This window comes from Flaviflexus ciconiae (genome assembly GCF_003971195.1).
Taxonomy (GTDB): Bacteria; Actinomycetota; Actinomycetes; order Actinomycetales; family Actinomycetaceae; genus Flaviflexus; species Flaviflexus ciconiae.
Map to the genome: position 1 here is coordinate 1,070,182 of NZ_CP034593.1, position 12,496 is coordinate 1,082,677.

The window sequence follows — 12,496 nt, forward strand, 5'->3', positions numbered from 1 at the left end:
AATCATGTCTGTTATGAACATGTCTAAGGGCCCTTCTCAGCGGCGGTATTCACCGGAGGAGAAGGCGGCAGCGGTGCGGATGGTGCGCGCGTTGCGTAAAGAACTGGGCACCAAGAATGGCACCGTGGCACGGGTGGCTGAGCAGCTCGGTTACGGTGCTGAGTTGGTGCGCACCTGGGTGCGCCAGGCTGATATTGATGAGGGGCAGGCCCCGGGTCTGAGCAGTGATGAGGCCCGCCGACTGGTGGAACTCGAGCAAGAAGTGCGTGAACTTCGCCGCGCGAACGAGATCCTCAAGCGGGCCGCAAGTTTCTTCGGGGCGGAGCTCGACCGCCAACACAAGAGGTAGTCATTTTCATCGACGCCAATAAGGACGACATCGTGGCGGGTAGGCGCTTGGGGGTCGAGTTCATCTGCAAGATCTTGCAGGTGGCTCCCAGCACGTACTACGCCGGGAAGAACCGCGGCCCCTCAGCCCGCGCGATCCGAGACGCCGAAGTGACCCGTGAACTGGTGAAGATCTGGGAGAAGAACTTTCAGGTCTACGGGGCACGGAAGCTGTGGAAGGCCGCTCGCCGTGAGGGTATCGACATTGGGTGTGTTTCGTCAAGTTGGTGTGGGCCAAAAGATCGTTAAGAAGTAGGCCATTTCGTCTGTGGGTTGGGCCGTTTGGGCGGCTTGACTTTTGGTTATTTCATGAGGGCGTTTTTTACTCGGTAGGACTCTCCTCGGAATTGGAGGAGGCGGCCGTGGTGGACGAGTCGGTCGATGACGGCGGCTGCCATGTTGTCGTCGCCGAATACGGTGCCCCAGCGGGAGAATTCCAGGTTGGTGGTGATGACGAGGCTGCGTTTTTCGTAGCCGTTGGTGATGACCTGGAATAACAGGCGTGAACCGTCTTCGGTTTCTTGCCGTTGTTTTGTGAGTCTGAGAGAGAATGGATTTATGCCCAGACGCATTCCTGAAGAAACGAAACAACGCGCGATCCGCTTGGTCTTGAACCATCTTGATGAGTACGCGAATCTGACCGAGGCCTGTGTGAAGATCGGCGGGCAGCTCGGGATCGGTAAAGAATCCCTACGCCGGTGGGTCCGTCAAGCCCAGATCGATGGCGGACAACGCGATGGCACCCCCTCTGAGGTCCTGGAGGAGAATAGACGCTTGCGTAAAGAGATCCGGGAGCTGGAAGAGGCTAACAGTATTTTGCGCGACGCAGCGGTTTTCTTCGCGGGGGAACTCGGCCCCCGATCCCGATGATCGTTGCTTTCATCGACACCCAACGCAGTAAGGGCCACCGAGTCACCCAGATCTGCGACGTCCTCACGGGCCAGGGTCTGCGGGTCAGTGCACGGACCTACCGGTCCTGGAAAACTGCCTCGCCCAGCCAACGCGACCTCGATGATGCGATTATCATCGACGCTCTCCTGGCCACGGTGGGCACGCCCGAAGGGATGTATGGCAGACGGAAAATGGTGGCCTATCTGCGCCGCCGCGGACTGGTTGTCTCAGCCCGGCGGGTCGACCGGTTGATGGGCGATCTAGGAATGAATGGCCGCGTCCGCGGACGCGGGGTACGCACCACGATCCCTGATCGTAGTGCCGCGCGGGCTCCTGACCTGGTAGAGCGCGACTTCACCGCGCCCGCCCCGAATGAGCGGTGGGTTGCTGATTTCACTTACGTGCGCACCTGGGCCGGCTTCGTCTACGTCGCCTTTGTCATTGATTGCTTCTCCCGCGCGATCGTGGGCTGGCATGCCTCAGCGTCAATGACCACACCCCTGGTGGCCAACGCGCTGCGGATGGGATTGTGGCGACGTGACCAGGCAGGATGCCCCGCAGGCAAAGGATTAATACATCACAGCGATGCCGGAGCTCAAGGTGGATTCAATTGGTTGTCGCAACACCTTGACCGTGGAGGTGGTCAGCAGTGGCGACGAAGTTCTGGTCTGCGAAGACGAGCGAGGTTCCTGAGGGGGCGCGGCGGCAGTGGCGTGCGGATCGAGCGTTGCGTCCGCCGATGCGCTCGCCTGGGCGGCCTGAGCCGTCGCGGGCGGTGCAGCGGCAGTTCTGGCGTCTGATCGCGACGGGTATCAACACGGCCGAGGCGGCTCTGAAAGTGGGCGTGTCCGTGCCGGTGGGGAGCCGCTGGTTTCGCCATGCTGGCGGTATGCCACCGATTTCATTGGCCGAGCCCACCGGCCGTTTCCTGTCGTTTGAGGAACGTGAGGAGATCGCGTTGCTGCGCGCCAAAGATAAAGGCGTGCGGGAGATCGCCCGCGAGCTGGGGCGTGACCCTGGCACGATCTCCCGAGAGCTGCGCCGCAACGCCGCCACCCGGAGCGGGAAGCAGGAGTATCGGGCGTTGGTGGCGCAGTGGAAGGCGCAGCAGGCGGCGAGGCGCCCGAAGGCCGCGAAACTCGTCACGAACGACCAGTTGCGCGAATACGTGCAGGAACGACTTGCCGGGACCGTCCGCCGTCCCGATGGGAGCGTGGTCGAGGGGCCGACGCCGCCTGCGTGGAAGGGGCTGAACAAGCCGCATCGGGCTGACCGGCGATGGTCGCTGGCCTGGAGTCCTGAGCAGATCTCTCACCGGTTGAAGATCGATTTCCCCGATGATAGATCTATGCGTATCAGTCATGAGGCGATCTACCAGTCGCTGTTCATCGAGGGCCGTGGCGCGCTCAAACGGGAGTTGGTCGCGTGCCTGCGCACTGGGCGGGCACTACGCCAGCCCAGGGAGCGTTCACGGAACAAACCGCAGGGGCACGTTACCGAGGACGTCGTGCTCTCGAAGCGGCCGGCGGAGGCCGCTGATCGCGCAGTTCCCGGGCACTGGGAGGGCGATCTGATCATCGGCACGGGCCGGTCCGCGATCGGCACACTCATCGAGCGCTCCAGCCGCTCCACGCTGCTGGTACACCTGCCCCGGCTGGAGGGGTGGGGCAAGACACCAGTGGTGAAGAACGGGGCCGCGCTTGGAGGCTACGGCGCTGTCGCGATGAACACCGCGCTAGCCTCATCGGTCACGGCCCTACCGATCCAGCTGCGCAAAACGCTGACCTGGGACCGTGGGAAAGAACTCTCCGGGCACGCGCAGTTCACCCTCGAAACCGGCACGAGGGTGTTCTTCGCCGATCCGCACTCGCCGTGGCAGCGACCCACGAACGAGAACACCAATGGTCTGCTGCGGCAGTACTTCCCGAAGGGTACTGACTTGTCGCGGTGGTCGGCCGAGGATCTCGAAGCGGTGGCCCTCGCGCTTAATAACAGACCCCGCAAAGTCCTCGGCTGGAGAAACCCGGCAGAGGTATTCGCCGAGCAGCTACAATCGCTTCAACAACCCAGTGTTGCATCGACCAGTTGAACCCGCCCAATTTACATCGGTAAGCTTTGCCGAGACTTTGGCCATGGAAGGCATCGCCGCGTCAATCGGATCTATCGGCGATGCCTACGACAACTCGCTGGCTGAGTCCACGATCGGCCTGTACAAAACCGAGGCCATCCGAGATGATTCACCCTTCCGGAGCGGTCCTCTCAAGCAGCTCGAGGACGTCGAATGGGCTACGGCGCAGTGGGTTGATTGGTACAACACCACGCGCCTGCACTCCCGCATCGATGACCTCACGCCCGATGAATATGAATACCTCTACTACGCTAACCTAGAAACGCCCGCCCACCCGGAGCTGGCACCCGTATAACACCGGCAAGAAACCGAAGACGGTTCAGTTGGTGTCAGGAGGGATTTTTGTTCAGTGCAGTAGGCGGTTTCAACCTCGAGTGGGGTTTGGAGATTGAGCTCGCCGTGTAACCGTTTGTTGTTCCACCACCATACGTATTCCAGGGTCGCAAGCTCGACTTCCTCAACCGTTTTCCACGGACCGCGCTTGCGGATCAGTTCGGTCTTGTAGAGAGCGTTGACTGATTCAGCCATCGCGTTGACGCTCCTATATCTGTCAACTCGCTTTCTGAAGAGAAATGTCGGCGGCTGGTTGGGCTTTGACGAGGTGATAGACCTCGCGGATCACATAGCGTTTCAGGCACCGGATGATTCGGCCTGGGTTTAGTTCCGAGCTTTATAGCAGAATAGGAACACTATGCCCAGAAAGTATGACCCCGAACTGAAGCAGCGTGCGGTGCGGATGGTTTCCGAGGCACTTCCCGATCACCCCACTCGCACAGCCGCGGTCCGTCATGTCGCGGACCTGCTCGGGGTAGGCGCAGAGGCCCTGCGAACCTGGCACCGGCAGGCCGAAGTCGACCAAGGTAAAAGGCCCGGCGTGACGACCGACTTAGTCGCAGAGAATAAACGACTGGAGCGTGAGAACGCTGAGCTGCGCAAGGCTAACGAGGTGCTTAAAGCTGCGAGTATATTTTTCGCGAAGGAACTCGACCGGCCACGGACGAAATGATCGCTTTCATCGATACTTATCGTGATCGTTTCGGAGTTGAGTTCCTCTGCGCCACGCTTCGTGGAGCAGTCCGTGGATTTATCACCTCTCGTGGATACCGTGCCGCGAAGAGCCGGCCCCCGTCAGCCCGTCAGCTGAAAGACGAGCTGCTGATCCCAGAAATCCAGCGCCTGCACGAAGAGCATTACAGCGTCTACGGACGACGCAAGATGCATGCGCTCCTGAAACGACAGGGCTGGGACATCGGCCGCGATCAGACCCACAGGCTCATGAAACTCGCCGACGTTGAAGGTGTTCGCAGGTCGAAGAAGGCTTTCACCACGATCCCTGATTCCGGCTTAGCGCTGCCCGGGGACCTGGTGGAGCGCCGGTTTGTTGCTGACCGACCTAACCAATTGTGGGTCTGCGACATCACCTATGTCGCCACCTGGTCCGGGTTCGCCTACGTCTCTTTCATCATCGACGTCTTCGCTCGTCGTATCGCCGGCTGGAATGTTGCCTCGACATTGAAAGCTGACGTGCTGCCACTGCAAGCTTTGGAGATGGCTGCCTGGCAAAACGGCGGTGACCTTGATGGAGTGATCCATCATAGCGATCACGGCTCGAACTACATGTCCCTGGTCTACACGAGCAGGGTCAATGAACTCGGCGCTAAGCCCTCTACCGGGACCGTCGGCGATAGTTTTGACAACGCGATGGCTGAATCGGTTAATGCTCTCTACAAGGCCGAACTGATTCGTCAGCGCGGGCCGTGGAAGACCGTGGAAGAAGTTGAGCTGGCAACCTTGGAATACGTGTGGTGGTGGAACAACAAACGCCTCCACGGTGAACTTGGCTACCGCAGCCCGCTCGAGGTCGAGGACGCCTACTACACTGAACAAGAATCCCGCCTGACACCAGTCCGGTGACAGGAAAAACGGCCGGAACTAAACCCAGGCCGAATCAGAACGTGTGCGTTTATCGAACGTTCTCAGAACGTCGTGTTCCAAGGCTTTACCGGATCAGGGAAAACCTACCTCAGATCAGCAATCGCGAAAGCAGCCTGCCAGCACCGCGACCGAGCCCACTACATACGAATGCCCGACCTCGAACAGGACTGGCTCGCAGCCACGGACAAAGCCGGCGGGAAGGAAAAATTCCTACGTAAATACTCCAGCTACAGCCTCCTCGTCCTGGATGAATGGCTCCTGGACACACCCACAGAGAATCTGCGGAGCATGCTCCTTGAGCTCTTAGAACGCCGCTATGACACCGTCTCAACCGTGTTCTGTACCCAGTACGCACAAAAAAACTGGCACACACGCCTTGGTGGTGACGTCCACGCCGACGCGATCATGGACCGCATCGTCCACCGTACAATCTGGATAGAGACCGGAACATCAAACCATGCGTGAGCACACCGCCCCCGCAGCGTAACCTGACGCTGATGAGCGCCACAGGACCCCTGTGGCGCTCATCAGCAATAACCACCGGCGCTCACCGGCAATAACACCTGGCGCCCAAACACAATAACCAGTGGCGCTCACCCCCTCGAATACTCACGGTGATCTGAGCAACCGGAGTATTTTTCAATAACAGCTTCATAATCTGCTTATAGTCAGTCATCGAATATGACCTTCCTTCCAAGAAATTTGTGATCGCCACTGATCACAGATACGTGGAAGTCTTCCTCAAAACCGTTACTGAATACCCGCTTTCGCGTTATCAAATCCGCGCCCGGGTATTACTGGGTACCCGCGCCACCCCTACTGATTAGACGCCCTGACCACTATCCACGCGACGGAAGGAGCCTAGCCAGGGTGGCTCTCAGAAACGCCATAAATGGCTCTCACCGGCGCCATCCAGCTAGACAACCACTGGCTCTGAGCCGCACCGTAACCGGCTCTCACAACCACGAATATTCACTCTTGTCGCAGTCGTTTGAGGCGCCTCCGAATTGGGGTAGCTATCAGGTTCCGCTCCTGGGCGTTCATGCTGAGACACCACATCCCCACAAAATATACCAGCACATGGAGAAGTCCGAATCCGACAAGTGCCGGGATGCTCATTGGGTTAGCTACGTTCATGACTATTATGCCCAGCCCGAGTGCTGGGATCATACCAAGGGAGAGCTTGAGAATCTCTCCCCAGAAATACTTAATATCCAACCCAACTCGAGCCTGATAGTGCCAGTTTATTAGGATACCATTCCCGATGATAAGTGCGACGGCTGTCCCCATTGCTGCACCGATTGCACCGTACTGTTGTGTCAGTGGAATGCTGAGTGCGATGTTGATAACTGCGACTCCCAGATATACCCAGGATCTGAACTGATGAAGGTTTTTCGCTTTCTGGATTTCGATCCCTAGATTTTGCACGAGTGGGACCGTGACAGGAATTAACAAAAGCAACCCAACGTAGTATGATTCACCATAATCCAGACCAGCCCAGAGTCGGATAAATGCCTTCCCAAAGATTATGAATGCGGATAGCACCAGTCCCATGACAATGAACTGGATCCGACCAACGCGCGTGAAAAGACTGCTAATAACCGAGTCCGGAGTCTTAGACGCGACTAAGTGATTTACCCGGGGGATGAATACGCTAGAGATTGCCGCGGAAAAAGCCAAATATTGTGTATTTATTAGGGCAGCAAGACTGAATACTGCAACCGACTCAGGACCATGGAATCTACCAACAAGAAACTGCCCTACATTCCAGTTGACTTGATCTACCACCATGTTAATAAAGATATAGCCGGAAAACACAGAGACTTCGCGAAAAAGACCGAGGTCAAGCTTCCGAAGTACGAACTGCATTCTAAGCTTGAAACGGCAATACGCAACTGTATAAATCGAAAATGCGAGATTCACAGCGGTCGAGCCTATGGCCATTCCGATTGACTCATAGCCAAGGAGAAGTATCGGCAGAATGACGAGCGGCTGAATTAGCGTCCGAATAATTTGAAGCGATTTCTGAAAGATGAACCGTTCGTGGGCGATTATGTAGTTGTTGAAAACACTCGTTGGAAACGTGATGGCGAGGTTAACGGCCAAGATTCCAAACAGAATACGGGCGGTATCAGTTTGGGTGCCCGTGAACTCGTCACCGAGCACTGACTCTGAATTTAAAGACAGTAATCCTCCAGCTACCGATGCGACGAGTCCGACAACCGTAAAGAGCGTAATGAAAAGACCGTTTAGGCGTTTAATGCCATCGTGATCTTCAAAAACTCGAAAGCGTGCGTAGAACCGCATATAGGCGCCGCCGAAGCCGAAGGAAAGGAGGCTAAGGTAGGCCAATATTGAGGCTACAAAAGAATAAAGTCCGTATTCAGCCTGTCCGAGCAACCGAAGCATCACTGGCGTATAGATTATCGCGACAACTAATTGTAGCGCGATCGCAATGTACGAGAGTACGGCCCCAGCCTTCAGCTGACTGCGTTCAGACATTTGAAAACTCCCGGATTGAGATGTGTATTGGATGTTTGCAAATTATTTGCATTCACCAGGGGGAGTTAGGCCAAGTGCACCTGCTAGGAAAGCCAGGGAATCTCGACGACGGTCTGCGAGTCGTTCGTCTACGGATTCCCAGTCAACATCTAAGGCTGATTCAACGTCAACAATTTCGTTAAGCATACGGTTATTCAGCCCGATGTGATCAAGAAGGGTCTCGAATCGTGAATTCATATTCCCCCTCTCCTCCAGTAGGAAAGGAGTGTGGAATATCGTCGAAAATGCTGCTGCATGGAATGAATCAGTCACGACAAGTCTGGCGTTCCTAATGGCACCGATGAATTCCAGTGGCCCGATAGCTAGTAGTTGCGGGTCAACTGGATCATAGATATCGATAATTTCTAGCCCATTCCGGGTGGCGTACTCCTCAACAATGTTGGAGCGTCGCAAAACAACAGACTCACCGCCGGACCGATCATCACCATCCTTTAAATGGAAGAATAATACATAGTTCTTATTCTCTAGCGATGCTGGTTTCGAGGCTAGTTCATCCCAGAAATCAGCTGTATGCAACATTGTCGGATCCAGGACCACAGGGGGCCTTCGTCCAATTAATTCCTCAACAATATCTGCGCCTTGGTGTTCTCTCACTGAGATCTGGGGTATACCGCGAAGGCCTTTGCGGTATTTGCTTCGCAGTTCCCGTGGAATCGACGGAGCGCTGATACTCGCGGCGTAAGCCACCCGCTGTTCTGGCTCGGCAAATTCGAGAAACCATTCACTATTAGCATTCGTAGCTGCAGGATTCCAAACTTGATCTGATCCAACGACAAAGAACGTATATTTTGATCCGAAACTATCGCGACGAGAGTCCTTGAAATAGCGAGCTGAAGAAACAGCAATCCGCTCACTGACGAAGCGCGAAATCTGCGCTGATCGATCCGGGTGGATTATATTTGCTCCACGGGACTGTCGATTTTCGTCTAATGGGCCAATAAATCGACTTGCAATAAGCTTCAAATAACGACTGGGGTTTTGGATGAAATTCTCAATACGAGTCTTCTGTATCCTAAACCTGGTCGGTCCCATCGGTACTCCATGAACTGCTTCAACGGTTCTCACCCCAAGAAGCTGGACGGAGCGCTGGAGCGCAAAGCTTTGCAATACATTACCAAAGTTGAAGTTGCCTTCTAAGGTCAGAACTCCGACCGATTTAGGACGAGACGCACCTGCCCCTGAATTATTCTCAGTTAGATTACCCGGCTTATTCACCATTCGAAACCTCCGACTCATACCCTGGCGACAAAAGAACTGTTCGATATATCTCGAGTATCCTATTTAGATTTCGCTGGCGGTCATGTCTCAGGACTGCATCCGCCCTGGCTTCCGATCCTAGATTCAAGGCTAATTTGTCGTTGGAGAATATCTCCATGGCAAAATGCGCCAGCATGTAGGGGGCATCTCCTTGATAGTGGAATCCCGTGACTCCATGTCTAATTCGATCAGTAACTCCACCAACGTACGAAGCAACGACAGGAACTCCAAGAATCTTTGCCTCACTTACAGAATTCGATTCATTCTCAATCGATGAGCACGAAAGGAAAACGTGAGATTGAAGATAACGGTCTCGCATGGCCGACTGATCCAGAGCACCGACAAACTTCACCTTATCACTCAGCGCGCACCTTTTGATTAGACGAGAGAGGTACCACCCATATCCAGATCGACGAATGCGCTGCATCAGGGACCCACTTCCAACAGGATTAGGGCCTGCTATGTAAAGAACAGCGTCAGGAAAACTACGGAGTATGATTGGCATCGCAGATATTGCGATATGAGCCCCCTTATAGGGCACCGAGGCTTGGCTGACAAGGAGAGAGTAACGGTCACACAAGTTGGGAGACCAACGATCGTTCCCGTAGAACACTTGACGTAGCGTCTCTTCAGCGTGATGATATGTCGCAGACGGTGTTACCTGACTAGCCCAGGCACGGTCATAGGTCGTGTGACCTAGCACATGTTTCGCCAGTCCTAGCGCTTCCGATTCGAGTTCACCTGCAGCGCGGAAGTTGTCCAGATGATGTTGCGTACTTCTCTTCAACACTCTCTCGGGAAGAGTTGCACGCCGTGTCACCTTGTCTGGGAGCCAGCCGGTAAAGTGTTTCGTTATAGACCCCATTAGACCTTGCATTTGCAGCAGGGCTGGGATTCGGAGCTCCTGGCAAAGTCGCAAGACCGTCACTACGTGTTGCGATTCCGTGCCGAACACATGCACGATATCGGGCTGTGCATCGGAAAGTATGTCACGGATACTATCGACGATGCCAGAGACTGGTTCCTGTCCTAGGGGGCCTGAGCGAAAAGAGTAGTATGTCGCCGAATCACCTGTGATCGCGGGAACTGGATCCTTCAAGGGGAAGGCAACAGATACCTCCACCCCATCAGTGTCGCTAAACTGGCCGAACATACCATCAAGCCAACCGCCAAAAATATTCCTTGTGGAGCCCATAAGATCAGGAGCTTCGCCAATCGCGATATTAGTGAACCAGAGTACTCTCACACCATCTCCCTCGATTTACGCCAAGTTGTTTCATCTAAACAAAATATTGGATATTAAAATATTTATAGCACTATCACCATATGACACTGTCTCCGGGGCACGGCTAGTATCAAGCGCTTACGGTCTAAAAATCACACTTCGCGAAATCAAACGGTTATTCAGCTCTCTCCCTACGACTGATGGAATTCATGGCTAACCCCAAAGGTACAAGGAAGAAATGCCCGAAGCCGACTTGTGGATTTGTGAGAATCGGATTCAGCAGTCCAAAAATACCCAAGAGAAGCAGCGACATAAGAAGGACCAACCGATGCTTGGGGGACGTAAATATCCTCCAGCTCTTTCTAAAGGCGAGCGCCATTGCCAGCAGTAGCGGAACGGAGACCCAAAGTCCAAAAGCACCCAAAAAGTCGAGCCAGCTAGAGTGCTGCCCAATCGATTGGCCTGAGAGATAACCCCCGCCTTCAACGCCAAGCAACGGATTGTCGATGAATGCGTTCCATGAAGTTTGATACAAACGCAAGCGTCCCTCAGTCATACCGTCTAGTCCAAACTGTAGGGACTGACCAAAGTCTAGAAGTCTTTGCGACACAATCGGCGTCAATTGACCTTCCATAGCCACATGAGAGATAAACCTACCAAGCTCGCGCGAAAACGATGCAATGACGACTGATGCGAGAAAAAGAATGAACACCAATGCGCTGGGGCGTTTAGCCCCAATGAGGAGTAGCACCGAAACAAGTGTGAGAGAAAAGGCGATCGTATAGTTGGAAATTGTGATGGTCCAAAGCACCAATGCCAACACAACTAGGGCCAAAATTCGCACGTTGGGACGAGAGCGTCGATCGAGAAGAAACAGTGTTGCGGTAAGTGCGACAAAGGGCAACATGTATATAAATCCAAAACCCCGATTCCCGCTAGTTGGGAGGCTTCGTTTACAGATCGTTCAGCAGCCAGTAATCTCGCAGCCTCGGAGTTCCCAATCAGACCAACTACCGTTTGTAACGTTCCGATGAGGGTGGCAGAGAGAGCAAGCCAGAACAGGCTCCGAATAGTTCGTAAAGATACAGCATATTGCAGGTAATAGGTGGACATGATCATACCGACAACAGAGTTCAGCACGAGGTATACGATAACGGTCGTTGGCCGACCCCCGTATTCTCCCGTACCAAAAGCTACCAATGGCATCCATGCAATGAACAGAATTAATACAGTAAACATATCCGGGGTCCATTCCTGAGGCTGAACTAGGAATTTCCCACACGATATAAGCCAAATGCCGGCGACAAGCACCAACATCCATGGAGGTATTTGGTACCCGATCATGGGCCAGCAAGCGTGAACGATCAGAATAGAAGCAGCAATCTTGTTTACCTTGGTCGGCGTCCTTAACCGCATTCCATTGCCCGAATTACAGCGTTGTGCCTCCAAGTTTTGAATTCTATCGCCGAAAGGCAAGATCGACGATTTCATTATTCTTCCAGTCCCTCTGGCAACGGTACTGAAGCCATGAGTTTGAGGATTCGTTCCGTTTGGGTATAAGGATCTTTTTGGGTTTGAACCCAGGTCCTTGCGGCCTCAGCACGCCTTCTGCGAATGGCCGGATCCATACTACAGACTTCGATCAGTTTATCTGCTAGACCTGCAGGTGTCTGTTCCTTGGTATAGAAAATATAATTGGCATACTCAACTGGTACTCCAGGTAGCTCGTGGGCAACAACCGGAACTCCTGCAGAGAGGTATTCCATCAGCTTAGACGGGAAGGAATACTTCGTATATTCGCTGTTGTTCGTTCGCGGATTAACTAAGACGGTAGCCCGAGACTGGAGCTCCATCACCTCATCACGGGGAATTTGACCGAGGAAACGAATTCGATGATCGATATCGCTGTATCGCTGAATTGTAGATTCGGCGTCCCCAACCCCGCAGAGGATCAGCAATGCGTTTGGATCCGGAATCAATGAAAATGCTTCCAGAAGAGATTCGATTCCATATTCGACATTTAACCCCCTGAATAGAGGATAGTGGTGCTAGTTGCTACATCCATCGGCTCCCGATACTGTCTTGCTTCCATACCGACCGTAGATACTCCC

The 12,496-nt window shown here is 54.2% G+C and carries 11 protein-coding genes and 3 pseudogenes; 7 read left to right on the forward strand and 7 right to left on the reverse strand.

Features of this window, described 5'->3' with window-relative positions; genetic code table 11:
* Nucleotides 1-4: 4 nt before the first annotated feature.
* Nucleotides 5-597, forward strand: a pseudogene (locus EJ997_RS04790) (transposase); the annotation flags it as partial.
* Nucleotides 598-689: 92 nt separating this feature from the next.
* Here EJ997_RS04790 and EJ997_RS04795 read toward each other — a convergent pair.
* A pseudogene (locus tag EJ997_RS04795) lies at nucleotides 690-899 on the reverse strand (ATP-binding protein); the annotation flags it as partial.
* Between the two features lie 46 nt (nucleotides 900-945).
* Between EJ997_RS04795 and EJ997_RS04800 the strand changes: the two are divergent.
* The 4 genes from EJ997_RS04800 to EJ997_RS04815 are packed head-to-tail and all read left to right on the forward strand — an operon-like array spanning nucleotide 946 to nucleotide 3,701.
* Nucleotides 946-1,257 (forward strand): transposase, encoded by a 312-nt coding sequence (locus EJ997_RS04800; RefSeq protein ID WP_164719801.1) that lies wholly within the window; start codon nucleotides 946-948, stop codon nucleotides 1,255-1,257.
* Nucleotides 1,254-2,078 (forward strand): IS3 family transposase, encoded by an 825-nt coding sequence (locus EJ997_RS14045; protein WP_126703571.1) that lies wholly within the window; start codon nucleotides 1,254-1,256, stop codon nucleotides 2,076-2,078. The genes EJ997_RS04800 and EJ997_RS14045 overlap by 4 nt, the downstream gene beginning before the upstream one ends.
* Nucleotides 2,018-3,367, forward strand: a complete 1,350-nt coding sequence (locus EJ997_RS04810; protein ID WP_456071326.1) for an IS30 family transposase — start codon at nucleotides 2,018-2,020, stop codon at nucleotides 3,365-3,367. The genes EJ997_RS14045 and EJ997_RS04810 overlap by 61 nt, the downstream gene beginning before the upstream one ends.
* A gap of 43 nt (nucleotides 3,368-3,410) precedes the next feature.
* Nucleotides 3,411-3,701, forward strand: a complete 291-nt coding sequence (locus tag EJ997_RS04815) for an integrase core domain-containing protein (RefSeq protein WP_126703572.1) — start codon at nucleotides 3,411-3,413, stop codon at nucleotides 3,699-3,701.
* Nucleotides 3,702-3,807: 106 nt separating this feature from the next.
* Here the strand turns inward: EJ997_RS04815 and EJ997_RS13390 are convergent.
* Nucleotides 3,808-3,940, reverse strand: a pseudogene (locus EJ997_RS13390) (IS3 family transposase); the annotation flags it as partial.
* Between the two features lie 157 nt (nucleotides 3,941-4,097).
* On the opposite strand from EJ997_RS13390, the gene EJ997_RS04825 reads away from it, so the two are divergent.
* Nucleotides 4,098-5,320 (forward strand): IS3 family transposase gene (locus EJ997_RS04825; protein WP_126702775.1). Its coding sequence is split into 2 segments (ribosomal slippage): nucleotides 4,098-4,383 and nucleotides 4,383-5,320, totalling 1,224 coding nucleotides; the frame shifts between segments, so codons are not numbered across the junction.
* A 33-nt stretch (nucleotides 5,321-5,353) separates the two neighbouring features.
* Nucleotides 5,354-5,806, forward strand: coding sequence for an ATP-binding protein (locus tag EJ997_RS04830; protein WP_126703574.1), 453 nt, complete (start codon nucleotides 5,354-5,356; stop codon nucleotides 5,804-5,806).
* Nucleotides 5,807-6,313: 507 nt separating this feature from the next.
* Here EJ997_RS04830 and EJ997_RS04835 read toward each other — a convergent pair.
* The 5 genes from EJ997_RS04835 to EJ997_RS04855 all read right to left on the reverse strand — a co-directional run bounded on the left by EJ997_RS04835 (nucleotide 6,314) and on the right by EJ997_RS04855 (nucleotide 12,391).
* Nucleotides 6,314-7,843, reverse strand: coding sequence for a lipopolysaccharide biosynthesis protein (locus EJ997_RS04835; protein ID WP_126703575.1), 1,530 nt, complete (start codon nucleotides 7,841-7,843; stop codon nucleotides 6,314-6,316).
* Nucleotides 7,844-7,885: 42 nt separating this feature from the next.
* Nucleotides 7,886-9,121 carry a polysaccharide pyruvyl transferase family protein gene (locus EJ997_RS04840; RefSeq protein WP_164719803.1) on the reverse strand — a complete coding sequence of 412 codons (1,236 nt, stop codon included), beginning with the start codon at nucleotides 9,119-9,121 and terminating at the stop codon, nucleotides 7,886-7,888.
* A complete protein-coding gene (locus EJ997_RS14050) occupies nucleotides 9,111-10,355 on the reverse strand; it encodes a glycosyltransferase family 4 protein (RefSeq protein WP_407644343.1) in 1,245 nt (414 codons plus the stop codon). Before EJ997_RS14050 ends, EJ997_RS04840 begins: the two co-directional genes overlap by 11 nt.
* A 205-nt stretch (nucleotides 10,356-10,560) precedes the next feature.
* Nucleotides 10,561-11,292 carry a hypothetical protein gene (locus EJ997_RS04850; protein WP_126703578.1) on the reverse strand — a complete coding sequence of 244 codons (732 nt, stop codon included), beginning with the start codon at nucleotides 11,290-11,292 and terminating at the stop codon, nucleotides 10,561-10,563.
* A 583-nt stretch (nucleotides 11,293-11,875) separates the two neighbouring features.
* Complete coding sequence (locus EJ997_RS04855) at nucleotides 11,876-12,391, reverse strand: glycosyltransferase (protein WP_126703579.1); 516 nt, start codon at nucleotides 12,389-12,391, stop codon at nucleotides 11,876-11,878.
* Nucleotides 12,392-12,496 lie beyond the last annotated feature (105 nt).

What these genes read in the sequence shown, in the direction of transcription:
- EJ997_RS04800 (WP_164719801.1), top strand. Translation starts at nt 946, where the DNA reads ATGCCCAGACGCATTCCTGAAGAAACGAAACAACGCGCGATCCGCTTG.
- EJ997_RS14045 (WP_126703571.1), top strand. Translation starts at nt 1,254, where the DNA reads ATGATCGTTGCTTTCATCGACACCCAACGCAGTAAGGGCCACCGAGTC.
- EJ997_RS04810 (WP_456071326.1), top strand. Translation starts at nt 2,018, where the DNA reads ATGCGCTCGCCTGGGCGGCCTGAGCCGTCGCGGGCGGTGCAGCGGCAG.
- EJ997_RS04815 (WP_126703572.1), top strand. Translation starts at nt 3,411, where the DNA reads ATGGAAGGCATCGCCGCGTCAATCGGATCTATCGGCGATGCCTACGAC.
- EJ997_RS04835 (WP_126703575.1), bottom strand. Translation starts at nt 7,843, where the DNA reads ATGTCTGAACGCAGTCAGCTGAAGGCTGGGGCCGTACTCTCGTACATT.
- EJ997_RS04840 (WP_164719803.1), bottom strand. Translation starts at nt 9,121, where the DNA reads ATGGTGAATAAGCCGGGTAATCTAACTGAGAATAATTCAGGGGCAGGT.
- EJ997_RS14050 (WP_407644343.1), bottom strand. Translation starts at nt 10,355, where the DNA reads ATGGGCTCCACAAGGAATATTTTTGGCGGTTGGCTTGATGGTATGTTC.
- EJ997_RS04850 (WP_126703578.1), bottom strand. Translation starts at nt 11,292, where the DNA reads ATGTTGCCCTTTGTCGCACTTACCGCAACACTGTTTCTTCTCGATCGA.